The sequence below is a fragment of the Pirellulales bacterium genome (genome assembly GCA_036490175.1).
Lineage (GTDB): Bacteria > Planctomycetota > Planctomycetia > Pirellulales > JACPPG01 > JACPPG01.
In genome coordinates, this window is record DASXEJ010000112.1 from 1 (window position 1) to 23,690 (window position 23,690).

General features: G+C 59.4%; 15 protein-coding genes. 5 read left to right on the forward strand and 10 right to left on the reverse strand.

What is annotated here, in order from left to right; genetic code table 11:
* From VGG64_07845 to VGG64_07855, 3 genes are all read right to left on the reverse strand, one after another.
* A partial coding sequence (locus VGG64_07845) for a hypothetical protein (protein ID HEY1599497.1) occupies window positions 1-1,293 on the reverse strand: 1,293 nt, incomplete at its 3' end.
* Between the two features lie 208 nt (window positions 1,294-1,501).
* Window positions 1,502-2,974 (reverse strand): DUF1501 domain-containing protein, encoded by a 1,473-nt coding sequence (locus VGG64_07850; protein ID HEY1599498.1) that lies wholly within the window; start codon window positions 2,972-2,974, stop codon window positions 1,502-1,504.
* Window positions 2,975-2,977: 3 nt separating this feature from the next.
* A complete protein-coding gene (locus VGG64_07855; GenBank protein ID HEY1599499.1) occupies window positions 2,978-5,425 on the reverse strand; it encodes a PSD1 and planctomycete cytochrome C domain-containing protein in 2,448 nt (815 codons plus the stop codon).
* Window positions 5,426-5,795: 370 nt separating this feature from the next.
* On the opposite strand from VGG64_07855, the gene VGG64_07860 reads away from it, so the two are divergent.
* Window positions 5,796-6,719: a PQQ-binding-like beta-propeller repeat protein gene (locus VGG64_07860; GenBank protein HEY1599500.1), complete on the forward strand. Its 924-nt coding sequence runs from the start codon at window positions 5,796-5,798 to the stop codon at window positions 6,717-6,719.
* Window positions 6,720-6,760: 41 nt separating this feature from the next.
* Here VGG64_07860 and VGG64_07865 read toward each other — a convergent pair whose 3' ends face one another.
* Window positions 6,761-8,023 (reverse strand): VCBS repeat-containing protein, encoded by a 1,263-nt coding sequence (locus tag VGG64_07865; protein ID HEY1599501.1) that lies wholly within the window; start codon window positions 8,021-8,023, stop codon window positions 6,761-6,763.
* A gap of 292 nt (window positions 8,024-8,315) precedes the next feature.
* On the opposite strand from VGG64_07865, the gene VGG64_07870 reads away from it, so the two are divergent.
* From VGG64_07870 to VGG64_07880, 3 genes are all read left to right on the forward strand, one after another.
* Entirely contained in the window at window positions 8,316-10,616 is a 2,301-nt protein-coding gene (locus VGG64_07870) for a DUF4159 domain-containing protein (protein ID HEY1599502.1), read from the forward strand.
* Window positions 10,617-10,845: 229 nt separating this feature from the next.
* Window positions 10,846-12,147 (forward strand): Gfo/Idh/MocA family oxidoreductase, encoded by a 1,302-nt coding sequence (locus tag VGG64_07875; GenBank protein ID HEY1599503.1) that lies wholly within the window; start codon window positions 10,846-10,848, stop codon window positions 12,145-12,147.
* A 113-nt stretch (window positions 12,148-12,260) separates the two neighbouring features.
* Window positions 12,261-13,028, forward strand: coding sequence for a 3-hydroxyacyl-CoA dehydrogenase (locus tag VGG64_07880; protein ID HEY1599504.1), 768 nt, complete (start codon window positions 12,261-12,263; stop codon window positions 13,026-13,028).
* Between the two features lie 82 nt (window positions 13,029-13,110).
* Here VGG64_07880 and VGG64_07885 read toward each other — a convergent pair whose 3' ends face one another.
* From VGG64_07885 to VGG64_07895, 3 genes are all read right to left on the reverse strand, one after another.
* Window positions 13,111-13,839, reverse strand: a complete 729-nt coding sequence (locus VGG64_07885) for an RraA family protein (GenBank protein HEY1599505.1) — start codon at window positions 13,837-13,839, stop codon at window positions 13,111-13,113.
* Between the two features lie 233 nt (window positions 13,840-14,072).
* Window positions 14,073-15,485, reverse strand: a complete 1,413-nt coding sequence (gene glnA, locus VGG64_07890; protein HEY1599506.1) for a type I glutamate--ammonia ligase — start codon at window positions 15,483-15,485, stop codon at window positions 14,073-14,075.
* A gap of 296 nt (window positions 15,486-15,781) precedes the next feature.
* The gene (locus VGG64_07895; GenBank protein HEY1599507.1) at window positions 15,782-18,208 is read right to left on the reverse strand and encodes an MMPL family transporter; all 2,427 of its coding nucleotides are present in this window, start codon (window positions 18,206-18,208) and stop codon (window positions 15,782-15,784) included.
* Window positions 18,209-18,607: 399 nt separating this feature from the next.
* Between VGG64_07895 and VGG64_07900 the strand changes: the two genes are divergently transcribed.
* Complete coding sequence (locus tag VGG64_07900; GenBank protein HEY1599508.1) at window positions 18,608-19,897, forward strand: glucuronate isomerase; 1,290 nt, start codon at window positions 18,608-18,610, stop codon at window positions 19,895-19,897.
* A gap of 85 nt (window positions 19,898-19,982) precedes the next feature.
* On the opposite strand, the gene VGG64_07905 is transcribed toward VGG64_07900, so the two are convergent.
* From VGG64_07905 to VGG64_07915, 3 genes are read right to left on the reverse strand one after another with little or no spacing between them, the layout of a single operon-like run.
* Complete coding sequence (locus tag VGG64_07905) at window positions 19,983-20,720, reverse strand: class I SAM-dependent methyltransferase (protein HEY1599509.1); 738 nt, start codon at window positions 20,718-20,720, stop codon at window positions 19,983-19,985.
* 60 nt (window positions 20,721-20,780) lie between these two features.
* The gene (locus VGG64_07910; protein ID HEY1599510.1) at window positions 20,781-22,751 is read right to left on the reverse strand and encodes a BatA and WFA domain-containing protein; all 1,971 of its coding nucleotides are present in this window, start codon (window positions 22,749-22,751) and stop codon (window positions 20,781-20,783) included.
* Window positions 22,748-23,638 carry a DUF58 domain-containing protein gene (locus VGG64_07915; GenBank protein HEY1599511.1) on the reverse strand — a complete coding sequence of 297 codons (891 nt, stop codon included), beginning with the start codon at window positions 23,636-23,638 and terminating at the stop codon, window positions 22,748-22,750. The genes VGG64_07910 and VGG64_07915 overlap by 4 nt, the downstream gene beginning before the upstream one ends.
* Window positions 23,639-23,690: the final 52 nt, after the last annotated feature.

Consider the following 23,690-nt stretch of genomic DNA (forward strand, 5'->3'; position numbering starts at 1 on the left):
ATTACCGACCGAGGCGGAACCTACGAGCAGGTTCGAGACGTTGGCCGTAAGCGAGGTTTCTCCGCTGAGGTCGACAGTACCCGCGGCGTTTCCGCCACCCGTAACCTGCCCGATGATGATCGACCCGGATACGGTAGGCGACCCGATCGTAATATTTCCGGCGTTTCCGCCCAATAACGCTCCGGTTTGAGTGCCGCTTCCGCCGCCGCCCTTTACACCGACTGAAAGTTCGCCGAGCGTGGCGTTAAAGGTGGCATCCGAAAGCGCCATCAAGCCCTGCGGAGATTGATTAGTCTGACTCGATGATTGACCAACGTTCAAGTTCGTCGGTTGCGCACTACTTCCCAGGTTGACGCTGCCGCCTGACGGGATATCGAGCGTGCCAGTGCTGAGATTTCCACCCACGGTTAGCTCACCGGCGGTGATCGTGTTTGTGCTCCCAAGATGCAACGCACTGGTGGTCGATTGATTGTCCGTCGCCGTCGAATAGCCGACGCGAATCGTCGTGGCATTTAAAACATTGGTGCCTGCCAAATCGAATGTTCCAGTGGCAGCACCAACCTCGGAAGTCCCGACAAGCAAGTTCGACACGTTCGCCGTAAACATCTTCTGCTGGCTCAAATCGACCGTGCCGGCTGAGCCATTGCTGTTGGCCGTGTGGCCGATCAGAATTTCGCCGGGAGTGGCGGTCGAGCCGACGGTTAGAGCGCCCTTTGCCCCCAGGCTCAACGTGCCAACGGCGTACCCATTGCCGCCTAATATTTTTTCGCCGACGATCAAGTTTTGTACATTACCGTTGACCGTGGCACCCGTTAGATCAAACGTCGCAAACTCTTGCGCTCCGGTATTCAACGTCACACGACCAACTGACAAATTGATAGGACTCGCTGGCGAACCGAGATTGACCGTCCCATGCTCGATCGTGGCCAACGTGTTATCGCCGACGTTTGTATTTACGTCGACATTACCATTGACCTGCAGCGCATTCGTGCCCAGATCTATCGTTTGAAAATGACCATTCGTATTTGCGAACGAAAGGTTTACAATCGAGCGCGGAATGTCGAGAACGCTCGTGGGATTGCCCGGCACGTTGCTTGACCCCGTGTCGTTGAAGAGCACGCTGTCCGTGCCTAGCGGGATCACATTGCCGCTCCAGTTCGTAGCTGTGCCCCAGCTTTGATCCCCACCGCCAGCATCCCATGCCACTTGCGCAGCCGATGTGTCGCTGCAGAAAACCACACTGCTAAGCGCGAACAACGCGAGAATCGCGTGCTGGCCATGTAACCATCGCATTTAAGTGCCTCTCCGAGCGCTGATATTACCCGATCAAAGGACGGCATTATCGCCGCACAGTCGCGCCGCGTCGAGGAGTCGGCCGCTGTCCGCGCTGGCATACGGGGGGTGCTGGGAAGCGGATTTCTCCCAGTCGAACGAAATCCGGTCGATGTCGCCCATGCGGAATCGCACTGCGTCCCGCGGCAATTCTGCCTTGAACTATCGCCTACAGAATCTGGCGAATTGGCTCGACCTGTTCGACTCCGACCAGCTTCTGATCGAGTCCGCCGTAGAAATAGGCGAGCTTGTTCGGATCGAAGCCCAGTTGGTGCAGAATCGTGGCATGCAGGTGCTTCACGTGGAAGGGGTTCTCCACTGCTGCCGAACCAAGCTCGTCGGTTTCGCCGACGTGGCGTCCTCCCTTGATGCCGCCACCGGCCATCCACATCGTAAAGCCATAGGCGTTGTGGTCCCGGCCCGTCCCCTTGGCGTACTCGGCGGTAGGTTGACGTCCAAACTCGCCTCCCCATACAACCAACGTCTCATCGAGTAGCCCGCGCTGCTTGAGATCCGTCAGCAGCGCGGCGATCGGCTGGTCGGTGTTGCCGGCATGGAAGTTATGATTCTTCTCCAAATCGCCGTGAGCGTCCCAGTTGGCGTCGTTGTGCGATCCACCCGAGTAAAGCTGGATAAATCGCACGCCGCGCTCTACTAGCCGTCGTGCGAGCAGGCAACGGCGACCAAAGTCGCGCGTTCGCTCCCGATCAAGGCCATACATGTCGAGCGTGCTCTGCGTTTCTTGGCCGAGGTCGATGGCCTCGGGTGCGTGCTGCTGCATCTTGTAAGCTAGCTCATAGCTGGCGATCCGCGCGGCCAGATTGCTATTGTCGGCGCGCTGCGCTAAGTGCTCGGAATTCACCTCGTGCAAAGCATCGAGCAGTTCGCGCTCTACCGCACGGGTCGTTCCCTCCGGCAGGTTCAGATCGAGTACCGGCGCTCCTTTGGAGCGCAGCAACGTTCCCTGGTACGTGGCGGGCATGTAGCCGCTCGACCAGTTTTTGGCACCGCTGATCGGCCCACCGCTCGGATCGAGCATGACGACGAAACCGGGCAAGTTCTCGTTGACGCTCCCCAACCCATAGTTGACCCAAGATCCCAAGGCCGGACTGCCACTTAGAATTCGACCCGAATTCATCTGCAACATGGCCGAACCGTGAATGGGCGAATCGGCCGTCATCGACTTGATGAACGCGATGTCGTCCACGTGCTGGCTGAGATGCGGAAAGAGATCCGATACCCATTGACCCGATTGCCCGTACTGCTGAAAGTTCCATTTCGGGCCGACGACGCGTCCTTCGTTCTTGGCGCCGCCACGCCCCTTGGTCTTTACGGGAATCGTCTGACCGTCCAGCGTGTACAACTTTGGCTTGTAGTCAAACGTATCGACATGACTGGGACCGCCGTACATAAAGAGAAAGATCACGCTCTTGGCCTGCGACGCGAAGTGCGCCGGCTTGGGCGCGAGCGGATTGACAAACGGCGTCACACCGTCGGCGGCCCGGGCTTGCGTCGCCAGGAATCCGTCGCCATCCAACAGCCCCGTCATCGCGACCGACGTAAAGGCGCCTCCCGCCTGCCACAGGAATTCACGCCGGGTGCGACGGCAGAACGAGCCTGTAGGCTTTTCGCTGTTTGCCATGTCTCAGTCCAGGTAGACGAATTCGTTAAGGTTCAACACCATCAGGCAGAAATAGTCGAGAGCTTTGTCGGCCGATACGCCATGCTCTGATTGCAGCCGCGCGACGAGCCGTAACCCGCGATCGACATGCCGCGAATCAGCCGGACCAGAAAGTGCCAGTCGCAGCGCGCGCTTGACTTGTCCAGCTAAGTCATCCGGCGCTTCCCGCCGCACGCGATTCGCCAAGGCGGACGCCTGACTGTGTGCGAATTCACCATTGAGCATCGCTAGGGCCTGCGTCGGTTGCGTCGTTGAAAAACGCACGGCGCAACTACCGTCGCTGTCGCAGACGTCGAACTCAGCCAGAAGGGGCAGCACCAACGAACGCTTTACATGAATGTAAATGCTACGCCGATTCTGCTCCTCGGGCGAGGAGTCGCTCCAGCCGTTGCCTGGAATCGATTGACTTTGCAGAACTTCTTGCGACATCTTGGGGAAAACGCCCGGTCCGAACTGTTGTAGATTCAACTGACCGCTCGTCGCGAGCATCGAGTCTCGCACCTCCTCGGCGGCAAGTCGCCGCATGTCAAATCGCCAGTGCAGGTCGTTCTCGGGATCCTTAGCCAACGCTTTAGCGCAAGCCGCCGAGGACATGCGATATGCGCTCGAAGTCACTATCAATCGGTGCAACGGTTTCAGACGCCACTGCTCGTCAACCAATCGCGTAGCCAGCCAATCGAGCAATTCAGGATGCGTTGGCGGTGTCCCCAGGCTGCCGAAATTGCTCGTCGAACGAACCAAACCACGCCCGAAGTGATGCTGCCACAGGCGGTTCACCATTACCCGCGCGGTGAGTGGATTGGCCGGCGATGCGATCCAGTCTGCTAGCGCCGTCCGCCGGCCCGAACTCCGAGCGTCCGCCGCGCGCGGCGCGATCGCAGGTTGTCCGCCGCCCAGTGCGGTAAGAAATGCCGGCTGCACTTCCGTGCCCGGGACGTGAGGATTACCGCGGGCCAGGACAAACGTTTGCGGCGGCTCATTGAAGCAGGTTCCGATGCCCAGCACCGTGTCGCGCGGTCGCAGCTTGGTCGCTTCGACCAGTGCTAGCTCATCTCGCAGTCGTACGTACTCGCGCCAGGAGTCTTCATCGAGCTGCAATTGCAACTTCTCGTCCAGCACCTTCGCCCGCTCAGGGCCTTCTGTCTTACGCTGATCCTCGGCCGACATACGCGCGATGCCCGCCCGCTCGATCGGCAGCATCCTCTGTTGAATTGCGGCTTTTTGCTCGGCCTGTTCGCGATGCTGTGCGACCAGCTCGGGGGACGAAACATCGATCTGAGACGTTTTTGTGTTGTAACGATCGATTTCGTTGAAGAAGGCCACCATCTGATAATAATCGGCCTGCGGGATGGGATCGAGCTTGTGGTCGTGGCAACGCGCACAATTGATCGTCAGTCCCAGGAACACCTGGCCGGTGGTCGCAACGATATCGTCCAACTCGTCAAAGCGAGCTTGCAGCACGTCGGCCGGCTCGTCATCCCACAAACCCAACCGATAGTATCCGGTGGCGGTGAGCGTGTCGGTCGTTACGCTCGGTAACTCGTCGCCGGCCAGTTGCTCGCGGATGAATTGATCATAGGGTTTATCATCGTTGAACGACCGGATCACATAGTCGCGGAATCGCCAGGCGTTGGGCTTTACGCCGTCACGCTCGAAGCTATTGGTGTCGGCATAGCGAACCAGATCCAGCCAATGCCGTCCCCACCGTTCGCCATAGTACCGCGACGCCAGCAACCGATCGACAACTTGTTCGTATGCGTCGCTCGAAGTATCGGCCAGAAACGCATCGACCTCCTCTGGAGTGGGTGGCAATCCGGTCAGGTCGTAGCAGACCCGTCGCAACAGAGAAGACTTTTCTGCCGGAGTCGCCGGCATGAGCCCGTGCGACGACAATTTGCTGAGAATAAAGTTATCGATCGGATTCCGCGTCCAGTCCGCGTATTCGACCGCCGGCACGGCCGGGCGCGTAACCGACTCGAAGGCCCAGTGGTTTTGCCAGGGTGCTCCCTCGGCAATCCAGCGGCGTAGTATTTGAATTTGCTGAGGCGAGAGTGGCTTGCCCTCGGGCGGCATGCGCAGTCCCTCGTCGGTCGAACTGATTCGTTCGACGAGTACGCTTTCGTCGGCGTTCTTGGGAACGATTGCGGGCTGACCGGAATCCAACTCGGCCAAGGCAGCTTGGCGACTATTGAGACGCAGGCCCCCCTTGGCCTGGTCAGGCCCGTGACAGCGGTAGCAGCGCTGCGCAAGGATGGGCTGCACGTCTGTGCGAAAGTTCACACTGGGTAACTCGGAAACCGCCGGCTCGGCCGCGTGTGACGTCCGCGCGAGCCCGCACCACACCAGGATCGCAAACAGCCCGGTCGCGGCCGTGCGGTCGATCGTCGTTTTTCTGAGTGCGGGGAAGATCATGCGGAAAAGCAGGTTTGATTCCGAGGCGGGCGCTGTCGCGCGGGCAGGCTCATCAAGACCTTTAGTATACAAGAATCGTGCAGCGTTTTCCGCCTGCAGGAAAGCCGGATTTCCCGCGGTCCCTCTCCTGGTACAGTGCCAGTTGTTGCTTCAACGGGGGGGTTTGCGCGTGCGACGATCGACTTTTCCGACTGTGTGAATCGCATCGGATTCTGTGCCGCCCGTCCGCTCTGGCGATGATTTCTGCAGGTCCCGGGTGATTGGCACGCCTCGGCAGGGTGAAGAGCACGCCCGACGCCAGCGTCGGCTTGATGTGCGCTGAGGTTTGTCGCCGCTAGAATGGCGGGCTCACCATTTGCCAGGAGCAGGTATGAAAATTCGACTTTGTCTATTGATTTCGACAATTGCCATGGCGGCCAGCACTGCGGCGCAGGCGCAACATCGGCTCATCACCCAAGGAAACGATAAACTCGCGATCGTCGATCGCGGCGGCCAGATCGAATGGCAAATGCCCTGGGGCGGAGTCCATGATCTGCAAGTGCTCCCCAGCGGAAACATCATGGTGCAGCAAGGGGCAAGCAAGGTCGTCGAAATCGACACCGCCAAGAAGCAGGTCGTGTGGACATATGACTCTGCCACGAGCAACGGCAACGCTGGCAAAGCGGTCGAGGTCCATGCCTTTCAACCGCTTGGCGAGGGGCGTGTGATGATTGCCGAAAGTGGGCCAGGACGGATCATCGAGATCGACCGCGACGGCAAGTTGTTGCACGAGATAAAACTCGTGATCGACCATCCGCATCCACATACCGATACGCGACTGGCGCGCAAGCTCGGTAACGGTAGCTATCTGGTCTGCCATGAAGGGGACGGCGTCGTGCGCGAATACGACCAGGCAGGCCACGTGACCTGGGAATTCGCTGTTCCACTTTTCGGTCACGAGCCAAAACCAGGGCACGGGCCCGAGGCATTCGGCAACAAATGCTTTGCGGCCGTGCGGTTGGAAAACGGCAACACGCTCATTACGACCGGCAATGGGCATGGCGTCCTGGAAGTCACGCCGCAAAAGAAAATTGTTTGGCAGATCGGCCAGAACGATTTCCCGGGCATCACGCTCGCGTGGGTCACTACGCTGCAAGTGTTGCCCAATGGAAACTATTGCCTTGGCAACTGCCACGCCGGGGCGGGGCAACCGCTTTTGGTCGAATTCGATCCCAAAACCAAGCACGTGGTCTGGAAGTTTGACGAATTCGACACTTTCGGCAACTCGGTCTCGAACTCTCAGCTGCTCGATTGAACCCGGCCGTGCGCCATTCGGCGCGGTTGTCTCGCTACCGGCTACTTGTCGCCGGTCGGCACTGGCGTGGGTTGCGCCTTTTGCCATTCGTCGGCGGTAACCTTATTGCGCTCGTGCAGTAACACATGCGCGCCTTTCATTCCGCCGACGATCATGTCGGGCAAATCATCACCATTAACATCGGCCACGGTCAATTGCCGGCCAATGCCGGTGTCGTCCGCCGCGCGGAACGGAATCCAATCAATCCCATCCTTCGTGCGGGCAAGCTTGAACCAATAGACGACCGCGCCAGCGTCCCATTGCGGCGCTTGTTTGTGGTGCGAATAGTACGTCTTGCCGGTGACGATATCCTTCAAACCGTCGCCATCGATGTCGGCCAGGTTGACCGAGTGCAACTCGCTGAATACCAGGCCATAGCGATTGTCTGAGGGAGCACGTCCCATGATTAGATGCGGAGTGAACTCGATCCGCTCTCCTTGCCGACGTTGCTCGAACCAGGCCAGACCGAACTCGTGCGCGGCGAGGCTGGTGATCACATCATTATCGCCGTCGCCATCGACGTCGTAGGCATACATCTCGGCCCCGCCCGCTGGAGCGAAGGCCACCTCGTGAAACGTCCACTTGCCGTTTTCTGCGAGCGATGCAGGCTGCTCGAACCAGCCGTTGTTCGCGATGATGTCCTGGCGCCCGTCGTTGTTGATATCGCCGATTCCTAAACCGTGGCCAAAGGGCTTGGGCGCCACCTGGTCCGAGACATTGTGAAACACCCACGGCTGAAGTGGTTTGCTCCAATCGATCGTGGCGTAGCCATAGTAGCCGTCGTGCGTGCAAACCAGCTCGGGCCGTTGGTCCCCTACAATGTCGACCAGTTGTGGCGATTCGTTGGCCACCGAATCGATCACCTGATGCTTCGGCCAGTGCTTATCGAGACCATCTGGGCCGGGATTCTCGTACACGAAGCCCGGCGTACCCGGAAAGCCAGCGACGAACACATCTTGATGTCCATCACCATTGAAATCATAAACCCAACAGAAGAAATGATCCGCATAGCGCTCGACCGGCTGTGGTTTGACGGCGTAGATTTCGTGCTTCTCGGCAAAGTCGGGACCACGGAACCAATACGGTCCGTAGACGGCGTCCGTAACGCCATCGCCATCAATGTCGCCGACATTGGCCCCCTCCGAATAATAGACGTCGCTTAACGGGACAACTCGGAAGCGATCCAACTCAGGTTCGGCACCCTGGGCACCGCCAACAGGAATGACCAAGGCCACCAGCACCAGCCACCCGCTTCGACGCGCCATGACTTCTTCCCTCGTGAAGATGATTGATTTGCACCTGGTGGGGCTGCAACGGCATCCCGTTTGATCCGCGCCAACTATAGCCCCCCAGGCGCCGCGACACCACAATCACGTTAAGGCTTGGGACCTGCGCCTCTACGCCTGGCGCCCTAGCGAACGAACCGCGGCGAGTCTGTCGGGCATGGTATCCTGGAACCTGGAGCTGTCCTGCAATCTAGCTGGCATTGTTGTCCCCCCGCCGCCAGGTAAATAAGATGCAATAGAGTCGTTTGTCTCGGGCAGTGGGGGTCATCTCATGCCGCGCCTGCATCTGCGTTGGCTACTGGTGGTTGTCGTCCTGGTTGCCGCGCTGGCGCAGGACGCGCGAGCGGATGTCACCGCCGAGCAAGTGCGGGAGGCCATCGACCTGGGTGTCACCTTTCTCAGACGCTCGCAGTTCAAAGACGGCTCTTGGCAAGAAGTTTCTCCGTTGATGCCCGGTGGCGTCACGGCCTTGTGTACACTGGCTCTACTAAACTCTGGCGTTCCCAAAGACGATCCGCAGATTCAAGCCTCGCTCGAGATCTTGCGCGCCATACCGCCACAGGCAAATTATGTAGTGGCGCTTGAAACCATGGTCTTCAGCATCGCCGAGCCCGAGAAAGATGCGGCCTTGCTTCGCCGCAATGTGCAATGGCTTGAAGAATCGCAAAAGCGCGACGCACGCAACCGTGGCATGTGGGCGTATCCGCTGGGACCAGGGGACAACTCGAATTCGCAATTCGCAATTCTGGCGATGTACGAAGCGCAACGAGCGGGCATTGCAGTTGGTACCACGAATCTGCGCGCGGCACTTGCCTACTGGCACGCCGCGCAAAACTCGGATGGGTCGTGGGGTTATCAGCCCGGGCATGAGGGGACCGGCAGCATGACCTGTGCCGGTATCGGCGCGGTGGCGCTGACGCTCGATATTCTGGAAGAAGGAGATGCAACGGTCGAAGGAAATCGCGTCCGCTGCTGCCGGCCGCAGCGCAATTTGCCGTCGATCGATCGGGCCCTGGAGTGGCTGGCCCGCCATTTCTCGGTCCGCAGCAACCCGAATAATGGCATGTGGCCCCTGTACTACCTGTATGGCCTGGAGCGTGCGGGTCGCTTGACGAATCAGCGCTTTATCGGCCGGCACGATTGGTATCGCGAGGGGTCCGAGGCGCTCATCGGGCAACAGGACCGTGTATCGGGTGCGTGGATCGAACGTGGGCTGGGCGAGCGCAATGCCAACATCGGCACCAGTTTCGCGCTATTGTTTCTGGCCAAAGGGCGGCGACCAGTCGTCGTGGCGAAGCTCAAGCACCATCCCGAGGATGATTGGAATCATCATCGCAAGGATCTGGCGCATGTCGTCGCCTATGCGGAGAAACGTTGGAAGCGCGACCTGACCTGGCAGATCATCGATCTCGACGCGGCGGTCGAAGACCTCTTGGAAGCGCCGGTGTTATATCTTGGCGGCGAGCTCGCGCCTGAGGTCAGCGACGACCAATGCCACATGCTGCGCGACTACGTGAATCGCGGCGGCTTCATTTTCGCCGACGCCGTGTGCGAAGGCCAGGACTTCGACCGCGGTTTCCGCGCGCTGATGGAGCGCGTCTTTCCCGAGCCCGATTTCAAGCTGCGCCTGCTGCCTCCTGAGCATCCCATCTGGTCGGCCGAGGAGCCTGTCGATGCGAAATTTCAACGCTCGCTGTGGGGTATCGATCTCGGCTGCCGCACCTGCGTGGCATATTGTCCCGAGAACTTGTCGTGCTACTGGGAATTGGCGCGCCCTCATCGCGAGAAGAAATATCCAGCCGAGATCGAAGGACGCGTCGACGCCGCTAAGAAAATCGGCGTCAACGTGCTGGCCTACGCCACCAATCGCGATCCCAAATACAAGCTCGACCTGCCGCAGTTAGCCGGCGCTGGACCTCAGGAAGCCTTCCAGCGCGCCAAAGTTTACGTCGCCACGGTCAAGCACACTGGTGGTGGGCACCTAGCCCCGCTGGCGCTACCGAATCTGCTGCGCTATCTCTCCGGCGAGTTAGGCATCCGCGCGAACACTGACGAACGCGAGCTCGGGCTGGCCGAGGATCGCGTGTTCGAATTCCCCATCCTCTTTATGCACGGGCGCGACAAATTCGCCTTAAGCGAATTGGAGCGCAGCAAGCTGAAGACGTATCTGGAACGAGGGGGAGTACTGTTCGCTGACGCGATCTGTACGAGCGAATTGTTTGCCAATTCCTTTCGCCAAGAGATGGCGACTATTTTCCCAGAGCACCCGCTGGAAAAGATCCCCTCGGACGATTCTCTGTTCACGCCAAAATATGGCGGCTTCAACCTGCCGAAAGTGGGACGTCGCGAGGCGCTCGCTGCGGAAGGCCCCGCAGCACCCAAGTCGATCGTTCGCGAGGTCGAGCCGGACTTGGAAGGCGTGCGATTGGGAGACCGTTACGCCGTGGTCTTCTCGCGCTTCGATCTGAGCTGCGCACTGGAGAAGCATGAGACTGTCGAGTGCCTGGGCTATACCGCAGACTCGGCAGCGCGGATTGGTCTGAATGTGCTGCTGTATGCACTCGAACAGTAGCGCGACGTGAAACTGCAATAAGTCTCGACCGGCCCGGAGCCCGCGGCGATTTGCACGATTCGCCTTTGATCAGGGGGTCATCCAAAGAGATCCCCTCAGATGACGGGCGCCTTTCGCACGGGGCATCGCCTTGAATTGCGACTCCTGCGACGGGCGGTTAGCATACAGCAGTGTTGGCCAATGGTTTCGCGTGCAGTTTCTTCCGTCGTTCACCAATGCAGAGTTTGCCATGACGCATTCGTCCTTCACACGTCGAGAGTTCCTTCACCGGGCGGCATTGGCTGGCACTGGCATCGCCGCCGTTAGCGCCGCTCCCAAGCTGTTGCTGGCCGCCCCGCGTTCGCCGAATGAAAAGCTCAATATCGGCGTCGTTGGCGTGGCGGCCCAAGGTGCGTACAACCTGGGCAACGTGGCTACGGAGAATATCGTCGCACTGTGCGACATCGACGAACAACGCCTAGGCGTCGCCGCCGAGAAGTTTCCCGCGGCAAAGAAATATGCCGACTATCGGCGGATGTTGGATCAGCCCGATCTCGACGCGGTGGTCGTCGCCACGCCCGATCATTCGCATGCAATCCCGGTCGTGTGGGCGCTGAAGCGCGGGCTAGATGTCTACTGCGAAAAGCCGTTGGCGCACTCTGTATACGAGGTTCGCCAGATTCGCGATTGGGCCGCGCGGAAAAAAGCCGTCACGCAAATGGGCACGCAGATCCACGCCGGCGATAATTACCGCCGCGTCGTCGAACTGGTACAAGCCGGCGCACTCGGCAAGATCAATCGCGTCCATGTTTGGAAAGATGGCGACTCGCGCATCGGCAATGGCAAACGCGTTAAGGACGGGACTCCACCGTCGTACGTCGACTACGACCTATGGATCGGGCCCGCCCCGATGCGGCCGTTCGATGCGTCGCACTTCCATTTCAATTGGCGCTACTGGTGGGACTTCGGCGGCGGCACCCTGGGAGACTTTGGCTGTCACTTTATGGACCTACCCTTCTGGGCTCTAGGGCTGCGCTATCCGACCAGCGTCGAGGCCAAAGGCGAGATCACCTACACCGGCGACAACGACGTGCCCGACAACATGCAGGTCGACTATCAATTTCCCGCACGCGGCGACCAGCCGCCTGTGCAACTCACGTGGTATCACGGAAAGTGGCGGCCCGAGGGTGCCGAGGCCTATGGCAAGGCGAACGCGGTGCTGTTTGAAGGTGAACGCGGCCGGTTGCTGGCCGACTACGGTACGCACAAGCTGTTTCTCGAGCCGGGGATTTCGGCAGATACTCCCCCGCAGACGATTCCAGCCTCGATCGGGCATCATCAGGAATGGATTCAGGCCTGCAAGACCCGTGGCGAAACCACCTGCAACTTCGACTACTCGGGTGCGCTGGCCGAAGCAGTGCTATTGGGCAACGTGTCGTATCGCGCCGGCGGCAAGCGTTTGGACTGGGATGCCGAACGTTTGAAGGCCACCAACTGCCCCGAGGCTGACAATTTCTTACAGCGCGAGTATCGACCCGGCTGGACGTTGTAAGCCGCTAGCTCCGGGTGATGCGCCGTCTGCGGCGCGTGCAGGGCATGTGATATTTTGTTGCCCGGAGATACCTTGGTGCTACGCGCACCTCACACAAATTCACGGGAGATGTCATGCAGATCAAGGGTGCCGCGTTCCTGGTTACCGGCGGCGGTTCGGGCTTGGGGGCGGCCACGGTCTGCGAAATCGTTTCTGCTGGGGGGAACGCCGTAATCGCGGACGTCAATGAACCGGTGGGCCGCGCATTGGCCGCGGAACTGGGTGACGCGGCACGCTTCGTTAAAACCGACGTTACTGATGAGGCTAGCGTACGTGCTGCTGTGGCCGAGGCCGCAGGCGCGTACGGTGGACTGCGCGGAGCGGTTAATTGTGCCGGCATCGGAATCGCCTCCCGCGTGTTAGGCAAGGACGGGCCGCATGATCTTGCGATGTTCGCACGCGTGGTGTGGATCAACCTGATCGGTACGTTCAACGTCATCCGCCTGGCGGCAGCTGCGATTTCCGAACAGCCACCATTGGCCGACGGCGAGCGCGGCGTAATTGTGAATACGGCCAGCGTCGCCGCCTTCGACGGGCAGATCGGCCAGGCGGCCTACTCCGCCTCAAAAGGGGGCGTGGTGGGCATGACGCTGCCTATCGCTCGCGAGTTGGCCCGCGTCGGAATCCGCGTGCTGACGATCGCGCCAGGGCTGTTCGATACGCCGATGATGGCGGCGTTGCCGGAAGAGGCCAAAGCGTCGTTGGGCCTGCAGGTTCCGTTCCCACCACGGCTGGGCCAACCGAACGAGTTCGCGGCCCTGGTGCGGCACATGGTCGAGAACAGCATGCTCAACGGCGAGACAGTCCGTCTCGACGGCGCCATTCGGATGGCACCCAAATAGAACGCGTGTCTCGGGTCCCCCCATGCAAAGTCGGCCAGCTTGGCCGTGCAGAGCAGCATCACAGACGGTGCGGGGGCCTATGTCAGCAGCTTGCCTTGGCTCGCTCGGTCAGTTTAGCCACAACTTCGCCGAACTGCTTGCGCACTTCGGTGTAGCCGGCTACGGTTTTCTTTCCCGGCGCACGGACATAGTCGAGGATGATTTTCTCGGCTGCTACGAATTCGTCCGCAACTTCGGCCACGGCCGTGGCGATGCCAAGCGGAATGCTGGTTACGCCGTTGGTATCGCCATGTAATAGGTCCCCTTGCGAGACCATCAGCCCGCCCACGCGCACTGGCAATCCCAGGTGCAGCATGTGGCAATAGCCGTGCGAACAAATCGTGCTGCCGGTGAAGACCGGATAGCCGATCGCGCGAACCTGGTCCAAGTCGCGTCCGCCGCCGCTGGTCACCAGGCCCACCGAACCGTAGGCCTGATAAGTGGAGCACATGATCTCGCCGAACGTAGCAGCGACGGCCGGATCGTCGAGATCCTGAAAAACCACCACGGCCGGTCCTGGCAAGTCAGCAAACAGGGCCAGTTGCTTCTCGATCGAGCCGTAAGCGTCTCCGCCCGCCGGTGCGGCATCACTGCGGAACGCTGTCGTGCAGGCAAATCCAACCATCGGCGGCATTTCGGGAAAGCACGAGCGAATCCGTCCGTCCATGTAGCCGCGATTACGGGGTATCGCGTCGAAAAGCTCGATGACGTTACAAATCGTCGGCGTGTCGAACTTCTGCAGCTTATCGAGCGTCGCTTGTGTAATCGGCATCAGAAATTACCTGTACTTTGAATAGAACGCATCATTCACACGCCACGGGCCGCAGCACGAACCAACGTCCAACAAAAAAGCTGGGCTGGCAGCCAAGCTACCAACCCAGCGTTCTGAGTCAAGCGAACTCGTTTCCAGGCTTGCGCTCTCGTTAGGAGCGAGGCCTCGCGCTGGGACTTTCGGCTCGTTACGACAAATGGCCAGTGGCCGATCGCCGGCGTCGACAATGAGCTTTAGATGTCATAGTACAGGCAAAACTCGTAGGGATGCGGACGCAACCGCATGGCGTCAACCTCTTTTTCCGTCTTGTAATGGATCCAAGTACTCACCACATCCTCGGTGAACACATCGCCGCGGAGCATGAACTCGTGATCCGATTTGAGTGCGCTTAGCGCCTCGTCCAGGGCACCCGGCGTCTTGGGCACCTTGGCCAACTCCTCCGGAGCGAGGTCGTAGATATCCTTGTCGAGCGGATCGCCCGGATTGATCTTATTCTGGATGCCGTCGATGACCGCCATCAACATGGCCGAGAAGGCCAGGTACGGATTGCAGCTAGGATCGGGGCAGCGGAACTCGACACGTTTGGCCTTGGGGCTGGCGCTGTACATCGGAATGCGGCACGACGCCGACCGATTGCGTTGCGAGTAGGCCAAGTTCACCGGAGCCTCGTAACCCGGCACCAAGCGCTTGTAGCTGTTGGTCGTTGGGTTGCTGAAGGCCAAAATCGCCGGGGCATGCTTCAAAAGCCCACCGATGGCGTGCAGGGCCATCTCGCTCAGGCCCGCGTACCCGCTTCCCGCGAACAAGGGCTCGCTCCCTTTCCACAGCGAAATATGCGTGTGCATGCCGGAGCCATTGTCGCCGTAAAGCGGCTTGGGCATGAAGGTGACGGTCTTGTTGTGCTTCTTGGCCACGTTCTTGATGATGTACTTGTACATGCACATCTGGTCAGCCATTTTGACCAGGTTCTGGAAGCGCAGGTCGATCTCGCATTGACCGGCCGTAGCCACTTCGTGGTGCTGTGCTTCAACGTCCATGCCGCAGTCGATCATCGTCTGCATCATCTCGTTGCGGATGTCCATCAATTGATCCGCTGGCGGCACCGGGAAATAACCTTCCTTGTGACGCAGCTTGTACCCCAGGTTCGGACTTTCAACCCGGCCGCGGTTCCATTCCCCCTCGATGCTATCCAGATGGTAATAGGCTTCGTTCGCGCGGGAGTCGAAACGCACGTCGTCGAAGACGAAAAACTCGGCCTCGGGGCCGATATAGCAAGTGTCGGCAATGCCCGTGCTCTTCAAATAGTTGACGGCTTTGCGGGCCACGTTGCGCGGATCGCGCGAGTAATCCTCGCGCGTGATCGGATCCTGGATATTGCAAATCATCGACAGCGTCGGCAGCGTCGTGAACGGATCCAGCACAGCCGTCTCGGGTTGCGGCACCAGGATCATGTCGCTTTCGTTGATCGCTTGCCAGCCTCGGATGCTGGAGCCGTCGAATCCGAGACCATCTTCAAAGACGTCTTCGTCCAGCTTGTTCACCGGGATGGTGAAATGCTGCCAGATCCCTGGAAAGTCCATGAAGCGCAGATCGATCGCTTTGACGTTTTTCTCACGACAAAGTGCCAAAACTTCTTTTGGTTTCACGGTGGCTCCTTTCGCTCACAAATAAACCCAGAAAGAACGTTAAATCTCGCCCAGAGATTCTTCCTCCGCGGCTCGCTTTCGCGAGCGCCAGACGGCGTCTCGGGCTGAGAAGTAAAAAGCTGCAAAACGCAAACCAGTTGCCATTCCGTCGGCGGAACCCGAATGATAGGAGCTAATTTGCTGTTTGCAATTCGCCGCGAAGGAATTCCGCAAAAATTCGGCACCACGATTCTGCCCAACTTTTGCGCAAATGATGGCACTCCGGATGGCAAACGCCTAGTCGGCACCGCAGATGATTAGCGCGCCTCTACTTCGCCAGGGCGACGGCTTGTCGCGGCCGCCGATGGCACGGCGCCGTTTCCGCTAGCATGCGGGGACGCGTTAGAGGTGACCCGGCCTCCTATCGATGGCAGCTCCGTTGTGCCCTCGCGCCAGCGCCACCAAAGTGCCAAAAACGCAGGGACCAGCACCGGCCGAACCACCACAGTGTCTAACAGGACTCCCAGCGACAGAGCGAACCCCAGTTCCACGATCCCTCGCAGCGTTCCGGTCAGCATCGAAACAAAGCTGCCGGCCATAATCACGCCGCAGCTGGTGATGATCCCGCCGGTCCGTATTACAGCCACCCGCAAACCCGCCAATAACCCGCGCCGCTGCTGCTCTTCCAGCACGCGGCTGATCAAGTAAATATTGTAATCCTCGCCGATGGCCACCAGGATCACAAACAAGAACAAAGGCACTTTCCAATCCAGGCCATCGAAGTCGACATAGACCCAACGGAAAACTAGCTTCGTCGTGCCAAGCGTCACGTAGTAACTGAACAACACCGACAGCACGAGATAGATCGAAATCAAAGGCCGTCGCACCAGGGCAATCAGCACGAAATACACGGCCAGCAGCACCAGCCGCTCGATCAACTGCTGGTCGCTTTGCGTGACGCCGCGCAAATCGCGTGTGCCGGCCGTGGGCCCGGTGTGGTCGAACTCGGCATCACGCCAGTAACTTTCAGGATCGTGCGACAGTTCTTGTAAATGACCGTCAATCACATCGACCAGGTTGGCTGCCTCGCGCGAGAATGGTTCGTAGCGCGTGACAACGTCAAGTCGCGTGACTTGCCCACGCAACTCGGGCACTTGCGTCAGGTACAGGGCCTGCGTGCGAGGATGCTTGCGGCTGGCGAGCTTGCGGCGCCCAGCCGCCGTCAGCGGCGTGCTGCCGGAGCCGGGCTTGTCCCCCAGCGGCTCGGTAACGCTGCGCACGCTGACAATGCCGTCCACGTTGTAGAGTTGTTTGGTGAGCAGGGCAATTTCCCGCTCTCCCTCAACCGTGTCGAACGCGCCGTTCTTGCTGTAGACCAGCACGGTGATCGGTCCGGTCTCGCCCGCCGAAAAGTGCTCGCGCAACAGCTTCGTGCCCACCACACTAGCACGCTCGGGCGGTAATTCGCGAATCAAATCGTAACTGATCGGCACGTCGTGCCAACCCGCGTAGGCCAACGGAGACAGAACAACGACGCTCACCAAAAGGATCGTCGCCGGCCGGGCGATGATCACGCGACTAAGCCGGTCCCAGAATCCACCGTCTGTTTCATCACTGGAAGTGTTTTCCAGCGGCGGCTTAGTCTGTAAGTGAAACGGCCAGAAAACCAATCGCCCGGTGGCCATCAAAATGGCGGGCGCTAGGGTCAGGCAGGCCAGCAAAGTTACGGCCAGACACAATGCGATGGTTGGTCCACTGTTTGAGAATTTACCGAAGTCGGCAAAGAACATCATGCCCAGCCCTACGATGGCCGTCAGCCCGCTGGCTAATACCGCTTCACCGATATGCTCGACAGCGGTGGCCACCGCCTGGCGGCGATCGAGCCCCCGTTCGACCTCTTCGCGAAAGCGTGAGATCAGAAACAGGCAATAGTCCGTGCCCGATCCGAACAAAACGACGATGATAAAAATCTTGGTCGTCTTGAACACTTTGTAGTGGCACCACTCGAAATCGGGCAGCGTGCCGAGCTGCGTCAACATGGCCACCAGGTCCATCGAGATGACCACCGACACGACAATGGCCGCCAAGGGAATGATGGTTAGCAAGGGCGCGCGATAGACGATCAGCAAAATCGCCACCACCAGTAAGACGGTCGCTTTCTCGATGTTTTTGATACTGTCGTTGGCCGCGGCCAGCATATCGCCGCCGACGGCGGCCGATCCGCTAATGCGTACTTTCAGCCCCGTCGGAAAATCGCTCTCCTGACGCGCCGCCTCGACCATCTGTTCGACGCGTGCCAGGCTCTCGATATTCGCGAAGGTCATGAACTCGCGGTTCAAGTTGACCATCACCAGTGCCGCCTGACCGTCAGCACTCAAGAGCCGGCGGCCAATCACTTCGGCCTTTGGCGTCACCACACTAACGACTGGCAGGCCATGACCCTCGTCCTCGGTAAACCATTCGGCGAGGCGTTCGACCGCACGGCGATCTTCCCCCGTTAGTCCCGAGTCACGCTCGAAGACCAGCACGAACTGGCTCCGCGAGCGGTTATTGGGAAAGGCCTCGGCCATCAAGCGCTCGCCGCGGACGGTGGTCATGCGGTCGGGCAGGTAGGCCAGGTCACCGTCGTTGGTTACCGAGTCCCAGCTGGGCGCGAACCAGCCGATGGCCGGCACCAACGCCACCCAGGCGACGATAATCGCCATCCAATAACGCGCCACGAACTCGCCGAGTCTTTTGTACATCGAGAAGTAAGGACGAGTTTCGCCGGCGGAGGTAATGAGGAAACGGCTCGACTTCTGATACGCCCTCAGTCGATCCTACCCGGTTCAAGGCCGCAGTCCAGTACACAATAATCTCTGGGGCTGGCGAGCCGTGGGACAGACCGTCACGCTGAGCGTTTGTTTCCGTAAGAATAATCTAGCCATCGCCCAAAGTGCGCCACACCTTGCCCAACCGGAGTTATTGCTCCTGATGGCATCCACCCGGGACGGCACCCTAACTGGCTGGCCAAGGCGAATTTGGTATACATGGTCGCAATCGACCTGGGCGATTTTATGATCGAACTAGCCCCTGCGGTTTTGCACGGTGGGCGTTTCTCAGGAACGAAGTCGCTTCGCACCCAATCCCCTTGAGCCACAACGATGTCCGCCGCACTTCGCCAACGTTTGTTTGACGAGCTCGATCGAATGGTCCTGATCGACCCGCATACACACATCAATCCTCATGCGCCGGCTGCGACGACGTTAGCCGACGTGCTGGGTTATCACTACTACACCGAGCTCGCACATTCGGCCGGCATGCCCAAGGCGAGAATCGAAGAGCCAGGCCTCGACCTGAAGGAGAAAGTCTGCCGCCTGGTCGAATGTCTGGCCCCCTTGGATAACACGATCCAATACAGTTGGCTGATGGAGATGGCCCGCGCGCTATTCGACTTTCGTGACGAACGCGTCACGCTGGCGAACTGGGAGGTGCTCTATGACACGGCCGCGGCGCGGATGCAATCTTCCGATTGGGCCGCACAGGTATTGGCCAAGAGCCGCCTGGAAGCCGTTTTCCTTACTAACGATTTCGACGATCCGCTCGCCGGGTTCGACACGCGCGTTTATATCCCCTGTTTGCGAACTGACGACCTGGTGTTTCACCTTGGCAAGCCCGAGGTGCGGGCCCGGCTGGAAAAAGCATCCGGCGTCTCGGTGAACTCCGCGGCGCAGTTGCGGCAGGCAGTGGGCCAGCGGTTCGAGCATTTCAAACATCACGGGGCCAGAGCCTGCGCTATCTCGTTACCGCCGGACTTTGCCCCCACGCGAGTTAGCACGAGCTCCGCCGACACGGCCCTGGCGGCGCTCGGTAAACAAGGCGTTGCGGCGTCGGTTGAACATCGGCGCGATGCCGCAAACTACGTTTTCTGGACCCTGGCAGAGTATTGCGCGGATTTCCATTTGCCCTTCGATCTGATGATTGGCGTCAATCGCGCCGTCTACCAGGCCGGCGTTTTTCGGGGACAAGACCTGTATGACAGCCGCGTCTCTTTGATTCAATACCGCGAGCTTTTCAACGCGTTTCCCCAGGTCGTGTTTCCGATTTCGGTGCTGGCCAGCGTGACAAATCAGGAACTGGTCAGCTATAGCTGGATCTTTCCCAACGTGGTCACCAACGGGCATTGGTGGTATTCCAACACGCCCACCTATATCGAACACGACGCCGCGGCGAGGCTCGAAGCGGTGCCGCGTACCAAGCAGATCGGCTACTACAGCGACATGTACAAGCTGGAGTTCGCTTTGCCAAAATTCGCCATGTACAAGCGCATCCTGGCAAAGATTCTCGCCGAACGATATTGCGTCGACCGTGGTTGGAGCGAGGGCCGGGCCTTGGAACTAGGCCGGCAGGTGTTGCGCGGGAACGTCGAGACGATTTTTTTCGACGCCAAGTAGCATTACGTCGGGCAGCACCAAGCGGATCCGACGCTAGTTATCCGCGCCACATCTGGCTGAAGGGCATATCCGCGACGGGCATCCGTTACGCCTTGACCAACTCTACGCAGATGCCGCCGGCGCGGAAGATCTTGTGCATCCGCGAGAACCAAAGTTCCTTGTTCCACACTAGGCCTAGGTCCTGGCAGGTATTGTACAACTCCTGGCGATTGTACGTGCGGCAGCACCACAAACGGCTCGTCCATGCGCCCGAGAAACTATCTTCGGTCGCCAGCAACAGCATCTTCGCCCCGGGACGCATCACGCGTGCCAGTTCTGCCAAGCCGCTGCGCGCCTCGGGCAGATGTTCGAGCACGTAACCGCAGGTGATGCAATCGAACGACTCATTGGCAAACGGTAAACGCGTCAGGTCGGCCACTAGGTGGCGCGGGGCGTCGCTCTTGAGACGATTCCGCGCACGTCGCAGCATCTCGAACGACAGATCAAAGCAGGTAAGATGCGCGTCTTCGTCGGCGTACTTCAATAGATGCTTGGCAATCTGGCCGGCGCCGCTTCCCACGTCGAGAATCTGCTTCGCCCCGCGCAAATCGAACTTTCGCTCGCGCAGCAGGCGATCTCCCAGCGCCATATGACCGGAAAGCAGACTGGCAGTAGCCAATAGCGCGCCCTGCGGTCCATCGTAGACGTCGCGCACCTTCTCACGGTACTCTTCGTAACTAACCCGACGAATCAGGTCGTTCTCGACGATCTTGTTGATGGCGTTCTTAAGCGGCCGCGCGGACTGCTTTTTTTGGCGCCTGCGCAACGACGTTTTGGTGATCATGTGGGTCCCAGTGTCGCAAATCCCAGGGCGCCGTCGTCTGGGCAATAGGCAGGACGCAAACTATAGGTAAGCTCGACGATTGTAGATATACCACTCACACAACAGAATTGCCAAGGCCCCCAACAGAATCCACTTCCAGCCATCGCGGCGAGCCGGCTCCCAACCTTGACCGCTGGCGACCTCGTTGTGACCGATCTTCAATACGCGATCTGGCACGATCTTGATGTCGCTTTCGCTCGGATCGAACAAGTTTACCGCAAAAGCGTCAACTGCGGCACGCCCTTCGCGCACCTGATACAACCCGACCCGGTTGATCCCTGCAAAATGGAAAATATTATGCTTGTCCCGCGCCACATCGACCGCTGCCGCGTCGGGGCCAGGAGGCACGATCGTCAATTGCTGGGCGTCGGTGCTTGGTCGCAGTGCGATTGGGTGGCCTGGCAGAACTGTAGCGGTATTACGGACTTCGCGGTTCCCGCCCAAATATCCCAGCATATTGAGAACAAAAACCGGAAAACTTGGGCGCACCGGCCAGTTCGTGCCAATGCGGTCCTCGCCGACCAACTCGAAGCCGGTCACCACGTCCTCGAATCCCGCGCGAGGTGCAACCGACATGAGCGGCCCGGCCGTCGAGTCAATCAACACTGTGCCACCTTGCGGCGGCGCTAGGGGACGGGCCTCTATCACCAATACGTCGGACATATCGAGCCACTGCATCAGCGGATGAGCGCGATTAATATCGATGATCTGCGGTACGCTCACCAGGTCTTTCTGCCGCCAGGCATCTCCCGGCGGCAGCGTGCCGATATACAGAGTGTTCGTTTGCGGAGCCTCTTCGGGACGACAGCGATCGTAAATCACCATGTCCCAGGCCCCCGTGGCCGCCGCCTGCCGATACTGGGGAGTGGTAAGAAAATCTGGCCCCTTTTGGGTAACCTCGGCAGCCTCCCGCGCGCGTTCGGTTCGCAGAGCAGTCTGCAACGGCTCGTTGCCGGGCGTGACCAGCAGCACGCGGCTACGTCGCGGCGAATGCACCACGGTCCAGGCATTATTGTCGACGGCCAGATCATCGGAGTGCGCCAGCCGCAACTCCAGCGCGCCCTCGGTTACGTGTTCCAGGTCGAAGCTGACTCCTGTCGATTTGCCCGCTGGAATGGTCACCCCTTGCGCGTCGATCAATTCTTCAGCGAGTCGCAATTCTACGTCCAACTTCACATCGCGCAGGCCGCTATTCTCCAGGCGCGCAAAGGCCTGAATCTTCTCGGCGTCGGTTTCGTTGCGGGCGGTACTAAAGGCCACGATGGCTACATTGGCTGCCTCGGGCGAACCGATCCACACCGGGGGTGTCGGCTCCAGATTGCCCAACGAGAATTCTGTATCGTTGGCAAAATTGCCATCGCTGAAGAAAAACAATTGCGCCGGCAAAGCCTCGGCCACCTGCGTATCGCGAATATCGGTGGCGCTGCGCCCCGGATTGGCGAGCACGCTGGCGACGCGCAACGCTTCGCTAATCGAAGTCGGCTTGTCGGTAGGTTGGATCAACTCCAGCCGCCGCCGCAATTCGCCGCGATTGTCGGTAAACATCTGCTCCACGCGGGCGGCGTCCGAAAAGCTGACGATCATTGCCACGTCGCCCGAGCGCATCTGATCGATCAACTCTCGCACCCGCGTCTTGGCTTCATCCAGCCGCGTGGGTAACACGTCCGTGGCCCCCATGCTTGCCGAATTGTCGACCAGGAAGATCAACCGATCGCGCGTAAACTGCGAGCCTTGCCAGGCCGGCCGCAACAGTACTAACGCCAACAGAGCCAGCATCAACAGCTGCAAGAGCAGCAGCAAACTCTGCCGCAGCCGCTGCCAAATGCTGTTCACGTGCAAGTCTTCGATCGACTTGTGCCAGAGGTATGTGCTGGGCACTTCCAGTGGCTGCCGCTTGAGCTTGAGAAAGTACAGCGCAATGATCGCCGGCGGCACGAGCCCCAACAGGCCCCATTGCCACGGCGAAAGCATATTGGACCACTCGGGCATCATCGCAGCAGTCCCCGCTCGCGCAGATAACCGGTCACCAACTGATCCACAGGCTGGCTGCTGCGCGCCAGCAGATAACCCATGCCGCGCCGCGTGCAAAATTCTTGCAAGCCAGAGACAAACGCCGCGAGTGTCTGCTTGTACCGCTTGAGCAGCGGAATGCTGACCGAAATCTCGGTCTCATCCTCGTCTTCGCAATCGATCAACCGCAAGTCCCCCTTGATGTCGGGTTCGACTTCTTCCTCGGCCAGAATCTGCACGATGTAGGGATCCATCCGCTGCGCCATCAGATAGCGTAGCCCCTCTTCGTAGCCGTTCTTGTCCATCATGTCGCTGATCAATACGACGATCCCACGCCCCGAGTTGCGCAGGCAGAAGTTTTTGATGCCGGTCGCCAGCGACACGGTCTCGGTGGGCTGAATGCCGTTCAAGTAATCGAGCATCCGCCATACGCTCTGCCGGCCGCGCAATGAGGGGCCAGGCTGGGCAACAGGCTGGCCGAGTGTTTCGATCTTTACCCGGTCCGAGCGGATGAGCCCGATAAACCCCAGCGCCGCTGCCAGACGTTTGGCGAACTCCAGTTTGGTCGGGCTGCCGAAGTTCATGGACTCGCTGGTGTCGACCAACGCGTAAAAATGTAGATCCTCCTCTTCCAGAAACAGCTTCAGGAACAAGCGATCGAGCCGTGCGTAGGTATTCCAATCGACAAACCGCAGGTCGTCCCCCGGAACATAGTTGCGAAAATCCGCGAATTCGACACTTTGCCCCTTGCGCAAGCTGCGTCGCTCGCCTTTGATGCGGCCGCGAAAAATCTTGCGGCTCACCAGTTCCAGCCGCTCGAGCTGGGCGAGCAGTTCAGGACTCAAAAGCGGGACGTCGGCCGTAGACATGGTTGGTTGCTTCTCGTTATTCATGCATCAGGGACGTTTCGTCGACAGCACG

What these genes read in the sequence shown, in the direction of transcription:
- VGG64_07855 (HEY1599499.1), bottom strand. Translation starts at nt 5,425, where the DNA reads ATGATCTTCCCCGCACTCAGAAAAACGACGATCGACCGCACGGCCGCG.
- VGG64_07880 (HEY1599504.1), top strand. Translation starts at nt 12,261, where the DNA reads ATGCAGATCAAGGGTGCCGCGTTCCTGGTTACCGGCGGCGGTTCGGGC.
- VGG64_07915 (HEY1599511.1), bottom strand. Translation starts at nt 23,638, where the DNA reads ATGTCTACGGCCGACGTCCCGCTTTTGAGTCCTGAACTGCTCGCCCAG.
- VGG64_07870 (HEY1599502.1), top strand. Translation starts at nt 8,316, where the DNA reads ATGCCGCGCCTGCATCTGCGTTGGCTACTGGTGGTTGTCGTCCTGGTT.
- VGG64_07895 (HEY1599507.1), bottom strand. Translation starts at nt 18,208, where the DNA reads ATGTACAAAAGACTCGGCGAGTTCGTGGCGCGTTATTGGATGGCGATT.
- VGG64_07875 (HEY1599503.1), top strand. Translation starts at nt 10,846, where the DNA reads ATGACGCATTCGTCCTTCACACGTCGAGAGTTCCTTCACCGGGCGGCA.
- VGG64_07850 (HEY1599498.1), bottom strand. Translation starts at nt 2,974, where the DNA reads ATGGCAAACAGCGAAAAGCCTACAGGCTCGTTCTGCCGTCGCACCCGG.
- VGG64_07900 (HEY1599508.1), top strand. Translation starts at nt 18,608, where the DNA reads ATGTCCGCCGCACTTCGCCAACGTTTGTTTGACGAGCTCGATCGAATG.
- VGG64_07860 (HEY1599500.1), top strand. Translation starts at nt 5,796, where the DNA reads ATGAAAATTCGACTTTGTCTATTGATTTCGACAATTGCCATGGCGGCC.
- VGG64_07865 (HEY1599501.1), bottom strand. Translation starts at nt 8,023, where the DNA reads ATGGCGCGTCGAAGCGGGTGGCTGGTGCTGGTGGCCTTGGTCATTCCT.
- VGG64_07910 (HEY1599510.1), bottom strand. Translation starts at nt 22,751, where the DNA reads ATGATGCCCGAGTGGTCCAATATGCTTTCGCCGTGGCAATGGGGCCTG.
- VGG64_07905 (HEY1599509.1), bottom strand. Translation starts at nt 20,720, where the DNA reads ATGATCACCAAAACGTCGTTGCGCAGGCGCCAAAAAAAGCAGTCCGCG.
- VGG64_07885 (HEY1599505.1), bottom strand. Translation starts at nt 13,839, where the DNA reads ATGCCGATTACACAAGCGACGCTCGATAAGCTGCAGAAGTTCGACACG.